This window comes from Candidatus Symbiopectobacterium sp. NZEC135 (assembly GCF_025962695.1).
Map to the genome: position 1 here is coordinate 94,985 of NZ_JAGFPF010000010.1, position 18,276 is coordinate 113,260.

The following is an 18,276-nucleotide window of genomic DNA, read 5'->3' on the forward strand; positions in this document are numbered from 1 at the left end:
ATCAATGATAACGGTAGGATGGGAGTTCGGACTTATTATTGCTTCAGTTGTTACTGTACTGCTTTACCGAATTAGTTGATTTTATACATTAAATATATTTGGTGTGATGATAGTTTTCAATGTGTGCTTATGTTCAATGAATATGAAATTTGCACTTTTCTCTCTGTCGCTTAAGAAGAAAGATATCACTTAAGTCAACATCCTATTATAATGCTTCCATTATTACTCCCAAAAATGGGTTTTTCGATACGAGAGCAACATGCAACGACTGACCATCTCTATGGATGACGAACTGGCACTGGACTTTGACGAACTGATGCGTCGCAAAGGGTATGCCAACCGCTCTGAGGCGTTTCGCGATATGTTGCGGCGTGAGCTCGGTGAAATGACCCTGGAACAGGATAAAGAAGGCCCGTGTGTGGCGATATTGAGCTACATTTACGATCATCATGAACGTCAGCTTTCCAGTCGTCTGGCGGAGATGCAACACGATCACCACGGGCTAACCGTGTCAACCATGCACGCTCACCTCAGCCATGATGAGTGCGTTGAAACCTTGATTCTGCGCGGCACCACGGCCCAGGTAGAAGTGTTTGCCGAATCGGTGATGGCGCAAACGGGCGTGAGACACGGCCGACTCAACCTGATACCGTGCTGATATTTGTCCGCTAAAATGGGCAGGAATTAAGCAAGATCAAGGAAGTATGATTTTTTTATAAAACTTCATACTCCATGGTTAAACTGCCTGCGCCAATCTGCTATAAATCGCCTCACAATAATAGCCTCTTCCCCTTTGGGCTCGGTGCACCAGGCACGCTAGTCGACATCGTGTTGCCGCATTCGGCCTGAACGGTATTGAACAGGAATGACCGAGTGAGCTCGATACTTGCCGAAGATAATGACCTTGTCGTTGATGAAAACACCGCATTAAATCAGGACGTCCAACGCTATTGGACGCGCCGCGCCGCCGAATATAGCCACATCAATGCCACCGAACTGGCGAATGCCAAGCGTGCCCGCTGGCTGAAAAAAATCATGGAATATGCCCCTGATGCACCTGTGTTACGCGTGTTGGATATTGGCACTGGTCCCGGTTTTTTTGCCGTAACGCTGGCGCTGGCCGGGCATCGGGTTACCGCTGTGGATATGACGGAAGCGATGCTCGCCGAGGCTCGTGCCAATGCCACGCATTACGGTGTTCACGTCGATTTTGTCTCCGCTGATGTGCATGCGATGCCGCTGGCAGACAACCAGTTCGACCTGATCGTCACGCGTAACGTGACCTGGAATCTGGCTGAACCGCTGCGTGCCTACCGGGAGTGGCACCGTCTGCTGGCCCCCGGTGGTCGCCTGCTTAATTTTGATGCCAACTGGTATCTGCAACTGTTTGATGAATCCTCACGTCTCGGCTATCTGGACGATCGCGCCAATGCTCGCTATCTCGGACTCGACGACCACTACGTGAATACTGATACCAGCGCTATGGAGGCGATCGCGCGCCAACTGCCGCTCAGCCGCGAGCACCGCCCTGAGTGGGATACGCAGGCGTTGCTGCAATGTGGCTACCATAAAATCATGCTGGATACCCGTGTAGGCGACACGTTGTGGGATGAAACCGAAAAAGTTAACTACGCCTCGACGCCGATGTTTATGGTGTGTGCAGAAAAATAGGGACGTTGTATGAGAGCGATAGCAGGATTTTTTCTGGCAGTGTTGATGTTGACGGGCATGGCAAGTGCGGCGGCGCAAACGCCCACGACGCTCAATTATGCCAGCACCAAGGACATTCGTGATATCAACCCGCATCTCTACAGCGGCGAGATGGCAGCGCAGAATATGGTGTTTGAGTCGCTGGTGGTGAATACCGACAACGGTGTACAACCGTGGCTGGCGGATCGTTGGGTGATTTCATCGGATGGCAAAACCTATACCTTCCATCTGCGACAAGGCGTGACCTTCAGCGATGGCGAGCCGTTCAATGCTCAGGCGGTAAAACTGAACATTGATGCGGTGTTGGCCAATTATCAGCGTCACGCTTGGTTGGAACTGGTGCGGCAGATTGAGCGCGTTGAGATTATCGACGATGCTACCGTCGTGCTGCATTTGCGCCATCCCTACTACCCGGCCTTGGTGGAACTGGGGCTGACGCGCCCGTTTCGTTTTATCTCACCGAAAAACTTTATCAATGGGCAAACCAAAGAGGGCGTGAGCGGCTATGCGGGCACGGGGCCCTGGCTGCTCAGCGAACAGGTAAAAAATCAGTATGCGATTTTTACTGCGAATCCGCACTACTGGGGGACCGCGCCACGCTTGCAGCGCGTGGTCTGGCGGGTGATCCCTGACAGGCAAAGCATGTTGATGGCCTTTGAAAAAGGCGATATTCAACTGATTTTCGGCGCTGATGGCGACATGCTGGACGGTGATAATTTTGCTGCGCTGCAAGCAGCAGGACGCTTTAAAACGCTGATCAGTGCGCCTATCGCTTCGCGCGCTTTGGTGTTGAACAGCAGCCGCCCGGCATTATCTGACCGGCAGGTGCGCATCGCGTTGCAATATGCTGTGGATAAACAGGCGATTGCACAAGGGGTGATGTCTGGCAGTGAAAGCGTGGCCGACACGCTGCTGGCCCGCACGGTGCCCTACGCCAATATTGCCGATTTGCCGATGTATCCCTTTGACCGCGCACGGGCTGCGGCGCTGTTGGATGCCGCAGGCTGGGTGCTGCCCAAAGGCGCGGCGCAGCGAGAAAAACAGGGCGTTCCGTTACGTCTGGTGTTCTCTTACAACAGCAATAATGCGGGCGAGCGGCAGATTGCTGAAGTCGTGCAGAGCGATTTCAGGCAGATAGGCGTCACCGTCGAGCTGTTGGGTGAGGAAAAGCAGGCGTATCTGGACAGGCAGAGGTCTGGCGATTTTGATATTCAGTACTCACTGTCCTGGGGGACGCCTTACGATCCGCAATCCTATGTCTCGTCGTTCCGTATTCCGGCCCACGCGGATTATCAGGGGCAAAAAGGGCTACCAAATAAAGCGGAGATCGATGCTGCCATTGGTGCTGTGCTGATCGAGCCCGATGATGTGAAACGCCAGGCGCTGTATCGCCAGATATTTTTAACGCTGGCGCAAGAAGGGGTGTATATCCCGCTGACCTATTCGCGCACCAAAGCGGTGTTTAGTCCGGCGCTACAGGGAGTGTCATTTAATCCTTCGCAGTATGAGATCCCCTTTGAAAAGATGTCCTTTCAATAGGTCTGGGCGCGCGTAATGGGGCGTTATGTGTTGCATCGGTTGCTGTTGATGGTGCCGCTGGTGCTCCTGATTACCGTTGTCACGTTTTTGCTTATCCAATTATCGCCTTCCGATCCGGCGGAGGTGGCCTTACGCGTCAATATGATCGTTCCGACGCCGGAGGCCATTGCTGCGCTGCGTCTTGAACTGGGGTTGGACGCGCCCTTGTGGCAGCAGTATCTGCGCTGGTTAGCGCGCTGCGTGCAATGGGATTGGGGCACGTCGTTTGTGACGCGTACGGCGGTGAGCCATGAATTAGCGCAGGCACTGCCCGCAACGCTGTGGCTGGCAGCGACGGCGCTGGCGATGATTGTGACGTTATCGCTGGCGATTGCTGCGCTGTGTGTGGTGAGCGCTGGGCGTTGGCCAGACAAACTGCTGCGTGCGGGGCTGTTTTTTCTGACGGCGATGCCGAATTACTGGGTGGGACTGTTGCTGATCTGGCTGCTGGCGGTGAAATGGCAGTGGCTGCCAGTGGGGGGCATTGATGCACCGGGGGCGGTTATCCTGCCTGCATTGACGTTGGCATTGGGCTATCTGGGCACTTATGTACGCCTGTTACGTGCCAATATGCTGGCGCACTTACATCAACCCTATGTCGATTATGCGCGCGCACGGGGGTTGAGTTCAGGCCGTATTCTATGGCGCCATGTTCTGGTAAATGCACTGTATTCGCCGTTGGTCGCGCTTGGCATGAGTATCCCGAAACTGTTTGCCGGGACGTTGATTATTGAGAACATTTTTTCCTGGCCGGGGTTAGGACGTCTGTGTGTTTCGGCGATTTTTCAGCGTGATTACCCAATTATTCAAGCCTATGTGTTGTTAATGGCGTTGCTGTTTGTGGTGGGCAATTTTCTCATCGATATCCTGCTGATGTGGCTCGATCCCCGTTTGCGTCGTGGGGTTGCGCTATGATTCGCCGTCTGTGGCGCTGCATTACGCAGGATCCGCTAGCGCTGCTCAGTCTGATTTTCCTGCTGGTTGTGGCGGCGGCGGGCCTGTTGGCCCCCTGGCTGGCACCCCACGATCCGTTGTTGGTTTCCTGGCGCGATAAATATCACGGCATCAGTCTGAATTACCCGCTGGGGGCCGATCACCTCGGCCGCTGCATCTTGTCGCGCCTGCTGTTTGGTATCCGCAATACCCTGTTTATTGCCCTGTTGGCGATGGTCGCCACCATGCTGACGGGCACGGTGCTCGGCATGCTGGCGGGTTACCTGCGCGGACGGATTGATGCTGCACTGATGCGTTTGTGCGATCTGATGCTCTCTTTTCCGGGGGAGGTGATGATCTTTGCGCTGGTCGGCATCTTGGGGCCGGGGCTGCAAAATATCCTGCTGGCGGTGGTGCTGGTGAAGTGGGCATGGTATGCCCGCATGGTGCGTGGCATTGTGCTTCAGTACAGCGATAAACACTATATTCACTATGCTCGCCTGCTGGGCGCCTCTCCCGGCTATTTGATACGACGGCACCTGCTGCCTGTGACGGCGGCGGAACTTATCGTGCTGGCAACAACCGACAGCGGCGCGGTTATCCTGCTGCTTTCGGCGCTGTCCTTTCTCGGGCTGGGCGTGCAGCCCCCAACCCCGGAGTGGGGGGCGATGCTGGGGGAAGCGAAAAACGTGATGATGGTGCACCCGGAACAGATGCTGCCTGCCGGGATCGCCATCGTACTGGTGGTTGCTGCCTGCCAGTACCTCGGGGATAGCCTGCGCGATGCGCTGGACGTTACCGGCGGGGATGAAGGCTGTGCAGCGTCCTCTGATGCGTGAAAGCGTCGGAAAAAAAACCTACGCCGCACGCTCGATATCTGCCAGCGCCTTTTTCGGTTGAATCAGCGGAACACGCACTTCCACACGAGTAAAAATATCGGTTTCGCTCTCGACGGTAATGCCATAGCGGTTGCCATAGCGCGCCTTGATGCGGCGATCGACCAGATTCATGCCTAAACCGTCACCCCCAGTCGGAGGTTGATAGGTGCCTGCATTATCCTCGACCATCAGTTCCAGCGTGTTGGCGCGGTAGCGGCCGCTGATGTGAATATGGCCGCTCTCTATCATCTGCGAAATACCGTGTTTAATGGCGTTTTCCACGATGGGTTGCAGTGAAAACGCAGGCAAACGCGCATCCATCAGTTCTTCCGGCAGCGTAATCTCTACCGTCATGTGGTCAGCGAAACGCGCCTTCTCAATTTCCAGATAGGCGTTGACGTGTTCCATCTCATCGCGCAGCGATACTTCATCGTTGCTGCGCTTCAGGTTTTTGCGAAAGAAGGTGGAAAGTGAGAGCACCAGTTGCCGCGCATGATCCGGGTTGCGCCGAATGACGGCGGAAAGCGTGTTGAGCGCATTAAACAGAAAGTGCGGGTTGACCTGTGCGTGCAACAGCTTGATTTCCGACTGCGCCAGCAGCTGTTTTTGCTGCTCGAAACGCCCGGCCAGAATCTGCGCTGACAGCAGATGAGCAATACCTTCCCCCAGCGTACGGTTGATGCTGGAAAACAGCTTGTTCTTGGGTTCATACAGTTTGATGGTGCCAATTACCCGCTGCTCTTCGCCGCGCAGCGGGATCACCAGGGTCGAACCAAGTTTGCAGTGGGCTGAGACGGAACAGGTATAGGGCACTTCATTGCCGTCGGCGTACACCACCTGATTATTATCGATGGCGCGGTGAGTATGCAGCGAGGTAATCGGTGAGCCCACCTTGTGGTGATCGTCCCCCAGCCCGATAAACGCCAGCAGCTTATCGCGATCGGTGATGGCAACGGCACCGACGCCCAGCTCTTCGTAGAGAATGCGCGCCACGCGCATGCTGTTTTGCTGATCGAACCCTTGGCGCAACGCCCCTTCCGCGCGCGCGGCAATTTGCAGCGCCTTGGCAGAAAACGCCGAGGTGTATTTTTCGAAAATAGCGCGTCTGTCGAGCAGGATGCGCATAAACATGGCGGAGCCTACGGTGTTGGTGATCATCATCGGCAGCGCAATGTCTTTGACCAGTTCAACGGCGCTGTCGAACGGGCGCGCCAGCAGCAGAATGATGATCATTTGCAGCAGTTCCGCGACCAGCGCCGTCAGCCCTACCACCAGCGGCTGGAACAGCATATCGATACGGTTACGCCGCAGCAGATAACGGTGCAGCAGGCCGCCGATCAACCCTTCCGTAATGGTTGACACCATGCAAGCCAGCGCCGTCATTCCCCCCATGGAGTAACGGTGCAACCCACCGGTCAAGCCGACCAGAAAACCGACCGATGGCCCGCCCAGCATCCCGCCCAGCACCGCACCGGTGGCGCGCGTATTGGCGATGGAATCATCAATGTGCAGACCGAAATAGGTGCCCATGATGCAAAACATGGAAAACACCAGATAGCACACTAGCTTGTGCGGCAAACGGATGGTGACCTGCATCAACGGGATAAACAGCGGCGTTTTACTCAGCAAATAGGCAATCACCAGATAGACGCACATCTGCTGGAGTAACGAGAGAATCAAATCGATTTGGCTGACCATGAAAAAAGTACCTCACTGCGCATGCAAGGGGGACATGCATCGGTAATTGTAACGCGATCGGATACGGATAAGTACGGACTGTGAAGAAATTTTGCACCTTTCTCTGGCTGTTTTTGCCCAATTTTCGCGCCGTAGTGCAAACGGTGCTGGAGGAAACGGTAAGAGGAGATGAATAGAATCATTAACAACTGTGTCATAACTTATTCATATAAAAATTAAAGGAAAATTTTAAGTTTCGCCCCGTGCTTTTTGTTTTATTGACTAGACTTATCAATAACGGCGTATGAGTTGTTGCCTTTTCCTGTGCGTGATTACACCTCATTAGGGCACTTCGTTAGATTCCTATTAACGTATTGTTTTTTATTGAATTATTTGAGGTGGTAAAAATACGGCATCGGACTGATGACGTGTTTGCATAATAAATTCAATCGGTTAATTAGAGGATGGATACCATGTCGGAATTATCCGGTGCAATCAACTCGCTGATTGCTGGTCATTACGCCGATCCTTTCTCCCTGTTGGGCATGCATGAAACCGAAAACGGGCTTGAAGTGCGTGCGCTGCTGCCGGATGCGCTGGACGTTTGGGTGCTGGATAGTGCCACCGGGCGTAAAGTCGGGCAGCTACCGCGCATCGACGATCGTGGTTTTTTCTGTGCAGCCCTGCCTCGTCGTAAACGTCCCTTTGGTTACCAACTGGCCGTCACCTGGGCGCATGCCGCTTTGGTTATCGACGATCCCTATCGGTTCGGCACGTTGCTGGATGCCATGGATATTTGGCTGCTGGCGGAGGGCACTCACCTGCGCCCCTTCGAACGCCTCGGCGCACACCTGGTGACGTTGGATGGCGTTGAAGGCACGCGGTTTGCCGTGTGGGCACCGAATGCGCATCGGGTTTCCGTGGTGGGAGAGTTCAATTTCTGGGACGGACGCCGTCACCCGATGCGCTTGTTGCGTGAAAACGGCATCTGGGAGATTTTTCTGCCGGCGGTGCATGCCGGGCAGCTTTACAAATATGAAGTGGTCGATGTGCACGGCAATGTGCAGCTTAAAGCTGACCCTTACGCGTTTGAGGCGCAAATGCGCCCGGAAACCGCCTCCTGCGTGGTTCGGTTGCCGCCCAAAGTTGAATCCAACGCGCAGCGGCGACAGGCGAACAACTTCGATGCACCCATTTCAATTTATGAAGTCCATCTCGCTTCCTGGCGTCGTCATACCGACAATAACTTCTGGCTAAGCTATCAGGATCTGGCAACGCAGTTGGCAGAATATGCCAACGAGATGGGGTTCACCCATATTGAGCTGCTGCCCATCAACGAACATCCGTTTGATGGTAGTTGGGGTTATCAGCCGCTCGGTCTGTACGCGCCGACGCGGCGTTTTGGTACGCCGCAGGATTTCCGTTGTTTTGTCGATACGCTTCACGAGGCGGGCATTAACGTGCTGCTGGATTGGGTGCCGGGGCATTTCCCGACCGATGCCTATGGCTTGGCGCAGTTTGATGGCACCGCGCTGTATGAATATGCCGATCCGAAAGAGGGGTTTCATCAGGATTGGAACACCCTGATTTATAACTACGGCCGCCATGAGGTGCGTAACTATCTGGCGGGTAATGCGCTGTTCTGGATGGAGCATTACGGTATCGACGGTCTGCGGGTGGATGCGGTTGCCTCAATGGTTTACCGCGATTACAGCAGGGCACAGGGCGAATGGGTGCCCAATTATTACGGTGGCAAAGAGAATCTGGAAGCCATCGCCTTCCTGCGTTACACCAACAACATGCTGGGCCATGAGCGCCCCGATGCCATTACCGTGGCTGAGGAGTCCACCGACTATCCGGGGGTGACGTTGCCGCCGGACTGCAATGGCTTAGGCTTCCATTACAAATGGAACATGGGCTGGATGCACGACACGCTGAGCTATATGCAGCAGGATCCGGTACATCGTAAGTACCACCACGACAAGATGACGTTCGGCATGCTCTATGCCTACAGCGAGAATTTTATTCTGCCGCTGTCACACGATGAGGTGGTGCACGGCAAGCGTTCACTGCTCGATCGTATGCCGGGCGACGTGTGGCAAAAATTTGCCAATCTGCGCGCTTATTACGGCTTTATGTGGGCATTTCCCGGTAAGAAACTGCTGTTTATGGGCGGAGAATTCGCGCAGGGGCGGGAGTGGAATCACGATACCAGCCTGGACTGGCATCTGCTGGATGAACCGGAAGGGTGGCACCGTGGCGTACAGCAGTTGGTGAAGGATTTGAACCACTGCTATCGCGTCCAGCCGCCGCTTTATCAGTTGGATTTCCAACCGGAAGGCTTTGAATGGCGGGTGGTGGATGACCGGGAAAACTCGGTATTCGCCTTTATACGCCGCGACAGGCAAGGCAATGAGGTGCTGGTGGTCAGCAATTTCACCCCGGTGCCGCGTCAAGGCTACCGCATCGGCATCAATCAGCCGGGGCGCTGGCGTGAAATTCTCAATACCGACTCCTGGCATTATCACGGTAGCAATCTGGGTAACGGCGGTGCGTTGGAGAGCGAAGCCATTGGCAGCCACGATCGCGCGCATTCGCTGGTATTGACGTTGCCGCCGCTGGCGACGCTCTATCTGGCGAAGGAGAGGCCATGATCGCACTGCTGCCGGGTAAGCCCGCGCCATTGGGTGCCAGCGTCGATCAACAGGGCATTAATTTCGCGCTGTTTTCCGCCTATGCCGAGCGGGTAGAACTGTGTCTGTTTGATGCCCATCAGCAAGAACACCGCCTCACGTTGCCATCCCGCACGGGAGATATCTGGCACGGTTATTTGCCACTCACAGAGCAGGAACCTACTGCGCGCGCCGGACTGCGCTATGGTTACCGCGTCTATGGCCCCTTTGCGCCGCAACAGGGCCACCGTTTTAATCCGAACAAACTGCTGCTCGATCCCTGTGCTCGCCAGTTAGATGGCTGGGTGGTGGATGACGAGAGTCTACACGGTGGCATTGATGCGCCAGACGAGCGCGACAGTGCTCAGGTGATGCCAAAAGCCGTGGTGGTGGATGAACGTTACGATTGGGGCGATGACGCTCCGCCAGCCACTCCGTGGGGCGAGAGTGTTATCTATGAAGCTCACGTGCGTGGCTTGACCCAGTTACATCCCGAGATTCCCGCCGAATTGCGCGGGACGTACAGCGGTGTAGCACACCCGGTCATGATCAATTATCTGAAAAAACTGGGTATTACCGCCATTGAACTGTTGCCCGTGCAGCAGCACGCCGATGAGCCGCGCTTGCAGAAACTCGGGCTGCGTAATTACTGGGGCTACAACGTGCTGTTGCCGTTTGCCGTTGAGACCAGCCTAGCGGCGCGTGATGATGCGCTCAATGAATTCCGCGATATGGTTAAGGCACTGCATCACGCGGGTATCGAAGTGATCCTTGATGTGGTGTTTAACCATTCGGCAGAGCTGGATGTTGAAGGGCCGACGCTGTCGCTGCGCGGCATCGACAACCAGAGCTATTACTGGCTGACCGAACAGGGCGAATACCACAACTGGACCGGCTGCGGTAACGCGCTGCGTCTCAATCATCCTGCGGTGATTGACTGGGTGATGCAGTCCCTGATTTTCTGGCGTGAAACGTGCCACGTGGATGGCTTCCGTTTCGATCTGGCCACCGTTTTGGGCAGAACCCCGGTGTTTGACCCTGCCGCACCGTTGCTTACCGCACTGCGTGAAGAGCCGCGTTTGCACGGTGTGAAACTGATCGCCGAGCCTTGGGATATTGGCGAGGGCGGCTATCAACTCGGGCGTTTCCCTGCCCCCTTTGCCGAGTGGAGCGATCGCTACCGCGACGATATGCGCCGCTTCTGGCTGTGTGGCGATATTTCTCTGGGCGGTTTCGCCCGCCGCTTTGCCGCGTCGAGCGATATCTTTCAACACGCTCCTCGTTTACCGCATGCGTCGGTAAACAAGCTCACCGCGCACGACGGCTTCACGCTGCGCGATCTGGTCAGTTTCAACCATAAGCACAACCATGCCAACGGGGAAGATAACCGCGACGGCACCGGCAGCAATTTTAGCAACAACCACGGCACCGAAGGGCTGGAGGCGGATGATGCCACGCTGGTACGCCGTGCCGCCAGCCAACGGGCGTTGTTGACGACATTGCTGCTGTCGCAGGGCACGCCCATGCTGCTGGCGGGGGATGAGCACGGGCACAGCCAGCAGGGGAATAACAACGCCTACTGTCAGGATAATGACTTGACCTGGCTTAACTGGGAAACGGCGGATAACGCCTTGAGTGCTTTTACCGCCGGGTTGATTCGGCTGCGACGCGCCATCCCCGCGTTACAGCAGGATGCCTGGTGGCAAGAAGGGGATGGTCATGTGCAGTGGCTGAATGAACGGGCGCAGCCGCTCACGTCGTCGGCCTGGGAGCAGGGAGAACGCCGTTTACAAATCGTCCTGTCGTCTGATTGGTTACTGCTGATTAATGCGAGTGCGTCGCCGTGCGAGATGTCGCTGCCCGCAGGAGATTGGCTGGTGTCGCCGCCGTTTGAGGACTCGAAAGCGCTACGCGGCGGGTTTTGGCAAGGGAATGCCCAATCGGTGTGTGTCTGTACACGCCGCAGTAAGGAGTAGGCCATGGTAAATAATGAGAAGCATGATCCCTTGATGCTCGCACGGCAGCTTCCACTGAAATCAGTGGCGCTGATTCTGGCAGGCGGGCGTGGCTCGCGCCTGAAAGACCTGACCGCGCTGCGCGCCAAGCCCGCTGTCCATTTTGGCGGCAAATTCCGTATCATCGATTTCGCCCTCTCGAACTGTCTGAATTCGGGGATTCGCCGCATCGGCGTGATTACCCAATATCAATCTCACACGCTGGTACAGCATATTCAGCGTGGCTGGTCTTTCCTCAATGCTGAGATGAATGAATTTGTCGATCTACTGCCTGCCCAGCAGCGTCAGGAGACCGATCATTGGTATCGCGGCACGGCGGATGCCGTCTGTCAAAACCTCGACATCATTCGACGCTATCGTGCGGAATACGTGGTGATTCTGGCGGGCGATCACATCTACAAAATGGACTATTCGCGCTTGCTCATCGATCACGTCGACAAACAGGCACAGTGTACCGTGGCATGCTTGCCGGTGCCGCTCAACGAAGCGAACGCATTCGGCATCATGAGCGTGGATAAGCAGCGGCGCATTTTGAGCTTTGACGAGAAGCCGGAACAGCCCACGCCGATGCCGGATGACCCTGAAATGGCGCTCGCCAGCATGGGGATCTATGTTTTTAATGCAGACTACCTTTATCGGTTATTGCAAGAGGACGTCAATCAGCCGGGCTCTTCACACGACTTCGGTAAAGATCTGATTCCGAAAATTGTCGCGCAACGCGATGCCTGGGCGCATCCGTTCTCGCTCTCCTGCGTCACCTCGGGTCAGGATGATTGCCATTACTGGCGCGATGTAGGAACGCTTGAAGCCTATTGGCGGGCCAATCTCGATTTGGCCTCGGTCACGCCAGAGTTGGATATGTACGACAGAAACTGGCCAATACGTTCCGCCATGGATCAACTGCCACCGGCCAAGTTTGTACAAGACCGCTCGGGCAGCCACGGTATGACCATGAATTCGCTGGTGTCCGGCGGTTGTATCGTGTCGGGATCGGTGGTGACACATTCGGTGCTGTTCCCCCGCGTGCGGGTGAACTCGTTTTGCAGCATCGATTCGTCCGTGTTGCTGCCGGATGTGAACGTGGGGCGTTCGTGCCGCCTGCGGCGCTGTGTCATCGACCGTGCGTGTGTTCTGCCGGAGGGGACGGTGATTGGCGAAAATGCCGCTGAAGACAGCCGCCGTTTCTACCGCTCGGAAGAGGGAATTGTGCTGGTGACACGCGCCATGTTGGCGAAGCTGTAGTTGACGAGACTGTGGTTGAAGATGCTGTCGCTCAAGAGACCATCGTTCGCGATGGCGTGGTGCGCGACATCACAGATGAGGGGAACGTGGGAGCAAGAATGCGGGTATTACATGTATGTTCAGAGCTGTTTCCGCTGCTGAAAACCGGCGGATTAGCGGACGTTGCGGGGGCGTTGCCAGCAGCGCAAATCGAAGCAGGGCTGGATGTGCGTGTCATTCTGCCCGCCTTTCCCGATCTGAAAAAAGGTGTCGCCAACCTGCAAACGGTGTGTGAGCTGGACACCTTTGCCGGACACATGGCGCTGCTTTATGGGCACTTCAATGGCGTAGGCATTTACCTGATCGATGTGCCAGAACTGTATGAACGCGCAGGTAGTCCATACCACAATCCGGCGCTGTATGCCTATGCAGACAATTACCTGCGTTTCGCCCTGCTGGGATGGGTGGGATGTGAAATGGCCTGCGGGCTCGATCCTTACTGGCGGCCTGAGGTAGTACACGCCCATGACTGGCACGCGGGGTTAACCTGCGCCTATCTGGCGGCACGCCATCGTCCGGCGAAATCGGTATTTACCGTGCACAATCTGGCGTTTCAGGGGTTGTTCCATGCCCGTCATATGGCCGATATTCAACTGCCGGGTGATTTCTTCCAGGTGTACGGCCTGGAGTTTTACGGGCAGATCTCCTACCTCAAGGCTGGGCTGTATTATGCCGATCATGTCACCACCGTCAGCCCAACCTATGCGCACGAAATCACCTTGCCTGAATTTGGCTACGGGATGGAAGGGCTGCTGCGTACGCGGGAAGAGGAGGGGCGGCTGTCGGGCATTCTTAATGGTGTTGATGATGCCATCTGGAGTCCGGCGCACGATGCGCTGCTGTCACATTCCTACGCCCGTGAAACGTTGGTCAATAAAGCGCACAACAAGCGCCAACTGCAAATCTCCATGGGATTGACCGTGGATGAGAAAATCCCGGTGTTTGCTATCGTCAGTCGCCTGACACATCAAAAGGGGCTAGATTTGGTGCTGGAGGCCGTGCCGGAATTGCTGGAGCAAGGGGCGCAACTGGTGGTGCTGGGTGCCGGTGATGCCGATTTGCAGGAAGGGTTCCTGGCGGCGGCGGCAGAATATCCCGGGCAGGTTGGCGTACAGATCGGCTATCACGAAGCGTTTTCGCATCGCATTATTGGCGGCGCTGATGTCATCATGGTGCCCAGCCGCTTTGAGCCCTGCGGGCTCACGCAGTTGTATGGGTTGAAGTACGGCACGCTGCCGCTGGTGCGTCATACCGGCGGTTTGGCGGATACCGTTGCGGATTGCTCGCTGGAGAATCTGGCTGATGGCCTTGCCACCGGTTTTTCCTTCGGCGATTGCAATGTCGATGCGCTTTCCCGAGCGATTCGCCGCGTGTTTGTGTTGTGGTCTCGTCCCACGCTGTGGCGTTATGTGCAACGTCAGGCGATGGCGATGGACTTTAGCTGGCAGGTAGCTGCGCAGGCATATCGTGCACTTTACCAGCGCTTATGACCCTCAATAATTCGCGTTGCGGAAAAGCGGTAAACGCATCTGCAACGTGAAGTGTGACGGGTATAGCCGTGCGTTGCATGGTGAGGACAACATGCAGGGGCGTTAGCGATCTCGGTCAAACAACGCTTGTCGTAACACTCATGATTGGGAATAAACGTAATGAACTCTCCGTTTATCTACAACTCACCCACGCTCAGCGTGGACGCGCTAAAGCATTCCATTGCCTATAAGTTGATGTTCAGCATAGGTAAAGATCCCTCTATCGCCAACAAGCACGAGTGGCTGAACGCCACGCTGCTCGCGGTGCGCGATCGCATGGTAGAGCGCTGGCTACGCTCCAACCGGGCGCAGCTCTCGCAGGATGTGCGACAGGTCTACTATCTCTCGATGGAGTTTCTGCTGGGCCGAACGCTGTCAAATGCGCTGCTGGCGATGGGGCTCTATGAAGACCTGAAGCAAGCGTTGGACGACATGGGGCTGGATCTGGATGAACTGATCGAGGAAGAGAACGATCCAGGGCTGGGTAACGGTGGCCTCGGGCGTTTGGCGGCCTGCTTCCTGGATTCGCTGGCGACCATGGCGCTGCCCGGCCGTGGCTATGGTATCCGCTATGAATACGGCATGTTTGCGCAAAAGATTGTCAACGGTCAGCAGGCCGAATCCCCGGACTATTGGTTGGAATACGGGAACGCCTGGGAATTTCCGCGTCACAGTACGCGCTATACGGTGCGTTTTGGCGGGCGCGTACAGCAGGAAGGGAGCAAGGCGCGCTGGGTGGAAACCGAAGAGATCATTGCCAGTGCCTATGACCAGATAATCCCCGGCTACGACACCGATGCGACCAACACGCTGCGGCTGTGGGGCGCGCAGGCCAGCAGTGAAATCAATCTGGGCAAGTTCAATCAGGGTGATTACTTCGCTGCGGTGGAGGACAAAAACCACTCGGAGAACGTATCACGGGTGCTTTACCCCGATGATTCCACCTACTCCGGGCGTGAGTTACGCCTGCGTCAGGAGTACTTTCTGGTGTCTGCTACGGTGCAGGATATCCTGAGCCGTCACTGGATGATGCACAACACCTATAACAATCTGGCGGATAAATTTGCCATTCACCTTAACGATACCCATCCGGTGTTGGCGATCCCCGAACTGATGCGCTTGTTGATCGATGAACACAAGTTCAAATGGCTGGATGCCTGGCAGGTGGTGACGAGCGTCTTCTCTTACACCAACCATACGCTGATGCAAGAAGCGCTGGAAACCTGGCCGGTGGACATGTTGGGCAAGATATTGCCGCGCCATCTGCAACTGATTTTTGAAATCAATGAGCACTTTCTCGAAGAGGTGCAACAGAAATTCCCGAAAGATAACGAACTGCTGGCGCGCGTTTCCATCATTGATGAAACCAACGGCCGCCGGGTGCGCATGGCCTGGCTGGCGGTGGTCGCCAGCCACAAGGTGAACGGCGTATCGGAGCTGCACTCCGATTTGATGGTACAGTCGCTGTTTGCTGATTTTGCACGCATCTATACCGATCGCTTCTGTAACAAGACCAACGGCGTTACGCCGCGACGCTGGCTGGCGCTGGCGAACCCGTCGTTGTCGAAAGTGCTGGATGATGCGATTGGTAAGAACTGGCGTACCAACCTCCGCCAGTTAGACGATATTAAGCCACAGGCGGATTTTCCAGCGTTTGTGCAGAAGGTGCGTAAGGCGAAGCTGGCGAACAAGCAACGTCTGGCAGAGTATGTGGCCGAGCATCTGGATGTGGTTATCGATCCTGAGGCGTTGTTCGATGTGCAGATCAAGCGCATTCATGAGTACAAACGGCAACTGCTCAATCTGCTGCACATTATTACGCTGTATAACCGCATCAAGGATGAACCCAAGGCCAAGCGCGTGCCGCGCGTGGCGATTTTCGCGGGCAAAGCGGCGTCGGCGTACTACATGGCGAAGCACATCATCAACCTGATCAACGATGTTGCGGCGGTGATCAACCACGATCCCGACATGCATGACAAGCTGAAGGTGGTGTTTATTCCCAACTACAGTGTCAGTCTGGCGCAGATCATCATTCCTGCGGCCGATCTGTCTGAACAGATCTCGTTGGCGGGCACCGAAGCTTCCGGCACCAGTAACATGAAATTTGCGCTCAATGGGGCACTGACCATCGGTACGCTCGATGGAGCCAACGTGGAAATGTTGGAGCACATTGGCGAAGAGAACATGTTTATTTTTGGCAACACCACGGAACAGGTCGAGGCACTGCGCAAGAACGGCTACAACCCGCGTGAAATTTACGAGAAAGACGAGGAGTTACACCGGGTACTGACGCAGATTGCCACCGGGGTTTTCAGCCCGAACGATCCCAGACGCTACGGCGATCTGTTCGATTCGTTGGTGAATTTTGGCGACCATTGGCAGCTGTTGGCGGATTATCGTAGCTATGTTGATACCCATGACCGGGTGGATGAGCTTTACCGCACACCGGATGAATGGACGCGCAGGAGCATCCTTAATATCGCCAATATGGGTAATTTCTCGTCTGACCGTACCATTCAGGAGTATGCCGACGATATCTGGGATATCAAACCGATACGGTTGTAACGTCCCCCACGTCATCCTCGGCGAAAGCCGGGGATCTCTGACAGAAGGAACACGTTTTCCCTGTAGGAGATTCCCGCTTTCGCTGGAAAGACGAGTAGCGTGCAGGATCACCTGTGTGATTACTCCTCAGTACCATAATAGAGTTTCCCGATTTTAATCAACGGTCTGCCCTGTGATTTGCGGTGCAGATTGCTGTCACGCAGAGAATAAACGCAACCGCAGTACTCCTGCTGATAAAACTGCTCTCGCTTGCTGATCTCGATCATGCGCGCCGAACCGCCCCCTTTACGCCAGTTGTAATCCCAGTACACCATGCCCGGATAGTGCGAGGCGGCCCGCTGACCGCAGTCATTAATTTGTTGCATGTTTTTCCAGCGCGAAATGCCGAGCGAGCTGCTGATCACCGTAAAGTCGTTTTCCGCCGCATACAGCGCGGTACGCTCGAAGCGCATATCAAAACACATGGTGCAGCGCACGCCGCGCTCCGGTTCCCACTCCATTCCTTTTGCCCGTTCAAACCAGTTATCCGTGTCGTAGTCGGCATCAATAAAGGGCACCCCATGCTTCTGGGCGAAGCGAATATTTTCTTCCTTACGGATGAGATACTCCTTCTGCGGATGAATATTGGGGTTGTAGAAGAAAATGGTGTAGTGAATCCCGGAGGCCTGAATGGCTTCCATCACTTCTCCTGAACACGGTGCGCAGCACGAATGCAGCAGGAGGTTGTCCGCCCCATTGGGCAGCGTCAGCGTCGGGCGTTTCAATGGCGTACTGGTCATATATTCCGTTATGTGGCTGGCTGTACTTGTTTGAAGTGTAGCATTGCTAACGCGCAGGGCGGCTAACGGCCTCACCCGGTGCGTTTTCTTGCAATATTGATGCGTGTTTTTTGCACAGAGCCATTTTCATGATCTGTCTCATTTCCAGTGTAAATTCCCACCCTTTTTCTGGGGAAATCGGTAGAATTTCCGGCCCTGATAACCCTCTGTGTTGAAGAGTTGACCGTGTCCACAAGCCTGATTGTTCCTGAACGCCATCTGTTTTCTTACCCACGCTACTGGGCCGAGTGCTACGGCACTGCGCCATTCTTGCCCATGAGCCGCGCAGAGATGGATGAACTGGGCTGGGACAGCTGCGACATTGTGCTGGTAACAGGGGATGCTTATGTGGACCATCCCAGTTTTGGTATGGCGATCGTTGGCAGGATGTTGGAGTCACAGGGGTTTCGGGTTGGGATTATTGCCCAGCCGGACTGGACGCAGAAAAACGACTTTATGCGCCTGGGCAAGCCGAACCTGTTTTACGGCGTGACGGCAGGCAATATGGATTCGATGATCAACCATTACACTGCCGATCGTAAAGCGCGCCATGATGATGCGTATACGCCAGATAATATCGCCGGTAAGCGTCCAGACCGCGCCACGCTGGTTTATAC

At 55.3% G+C, this 18,276-nt stretch carries 12 protein-coding genes and 1 pseudogene; 11 read left to right on the plus strand and 2 right to left on the minus strand.

Annotated features, from left to right (window positions below; genetic code table 11):
• The first annotated feature begins 259 nt into the window (after nucleotides 1–259).
• The 5 genes from nikR (at nucleotide 260) to opp1C (ending at nucleotide 5,060) form a co-directional block, all read left to right on the plus strand.
• Complete coding sequence (gene nikR, locus J5224_RS08280; RefSeq protein WP_264624903.1) at nucleotides 260–658, plus strand: nickel-responsive transcriptional regulator NikR; 399 nt, start codon at nucleotides 260–262, stop codon at nucleotides 656–658.
• A 215-nt stretch (nucleotides 659–873) separates the two neighbouring features.
• The gene (locus J5224_RS08285; protein ID WP_264624904.1) at nucleotides 874–1,671 is read left to right on the plus strand and encodes a class I SAM-dependent methyltransferase; all 798 of its coding nucleotides are present in this window, start codon (nucleotides 874–876) and stop codon (nucleotides 1,669–1,671) included.
• Between the two features lie 9 nt (nucleotides 1,672–1,680).
• Nucleotides 1,681–3,249, plus strand: coding sequence for a nickel ABC transporter substrate-binding protein (gene nikA / locus J5224_RS08290; RefSeq protein WP_413544654.1), 1,569 nt, complete (start codon nucleotides 1,681–1,683; stop codon nucleotides 3,247–3,249).
• A gap of 15 nt (nucleotides 3,250–3,264) precedes the next feature.
• On the plus strand, nucleotides 3,265–4,203 hold the full coding sequence (gene opp1B, locus J5224_RS08295; protein ID WP_264624905.1) for a nickel/cobalt ABC transporter permease: 939 nt from the start codon (nucleotides 3,265–3,267) through the stop codon (nucleotides 4,201–4,203).
• Nucleotides 4,200–5,060 (plus strand): nickel/cobalt ABC transporter permease, encoded by an 861-nt coding sequence (gene opp1C / locus J5224_RS08300; RefSeq protein WP_264624906.1) that lies wholly within the window; start codon nucleotides 4,200–4,202, stop codon nucleotides 5,058–5,060. The genes opp1B and opp1C overlap by 4 nt, the downstream gene beginning before the upstream one ends.
• A gap of 18 nt (nucleotides 5,061–5,078) precedes the next feature.
• On the opposite strand, the gene J5224_RS08305 is transcribed toward opp1C, so the two are convergent.
• Complete coding sequence (locus J5224_RS08305; protein ID WP_264624907.1) at nucleotides 5,079–6,797, minus strand: sensor histidine kinase; 1,719 nt, start codon at nucleotides 6,795–6,797, stop codon at nucleotides 5,079–5,081.
• A gap of 452 nt (nucleotides 6,798–7,249) precedes the next feature.
• Between J5224_RS08305 and glgB the strand changes: the two genes are divergently transcribed.
• The 5 genes from glgB (at nucleotide 7,250) to glgP (ending at nucleotide 16,841) form a co-directional block, all read left to right on the plus strand.
• On the plus strand, nucleotides 7,250–9,430 hold the full coding sequence (gene glgB / locus J5224_RS08310) for a 1,4-alpha-glucan branching enzyme (RefSeq protein ID WP_264624908.1): 2,181 nt from the start codon (nucleotides 7,250–7,252) through the stop codon (nucleotides 9,428–9,430).
• A complete protein-coding gene (gene glgX / locus J5224_RS08315; protein ID WP_264624909.1) occupies nucleotides 9,427–11,424 on the plus strand; it encodes a glycogen debranching protein GlgX in 1,998 nt (665 codons plus the stop codon). Before glgB ends, glgX begins: the two co-directional genes overlap by 4 nt.
• Nucleotides 11,425–11,427: 3 nt before the next feature.
• On the plus strand, nucleotides 11,428–12,705 hold the full coding sequence (gene glgC / locus J5224_RS08320) for a glucose-1-phosphate adenylyltransferase (RefSeq protein ID WP_264624910.1): 1,278 nt from the start codon (nucleotides 11,428–11,430) through the stop codon (nucleotides 12,703–12,705).
• Between the two features lie 98 nt (nucleotides 12,706–12,803).
• Entirely contained in the window at nucleotides 12,804–14,234 is a 1,431-nt protein-coding gene (gene glgA / locus J5224_RS08325; protein WP_264624921.1) for a glycogen synthase GlgA, read from the plus strand.
• Between the two features lie 159 nt (nucleotides 14,235–14,393).
• Nucleotides 14,394–16,841 (plus strand): glycogen phosphorylase, encoded by a 2,448-nt coding sequence (gene glgP / locus J5224_RS08330; protein ID WP_264624911.1) that lies wholly within the window; start codon nucleotides 14,394–14,396, stop codon nucleotides 16,839–16,841.
• Between the two features lie 119 nt (nucleotides 16,842–16,960).
• On the opposite strand, the gene J5224_RS08335 is transcribed toward glgP, so the two are convergent.
• Nucleotides 16,961–17,620, minus strand: a complete 660-nt coding sequence (locus tag J5224_RS08335) for an epoxyqueuosine reductase QueH (protein ID WP_264624912.1) — start codon at nucleotides 17,618–17,620, stop codon at nucleotides 16,961–16,963.
• Nucleotides 17,621–17,845: 225 nt separating this feature from the next.
• On the opposite strand from J5224_RS08335, the pseudogene J5224_RS08340 reads away from it, so the two are divergent.
• Nucleotides 17,846–18,276 (plus strand): annotated as a pseudogene (locus tag J5224_RS08340) (YgiQ family radical SAM protein); the annotation flags it as partial.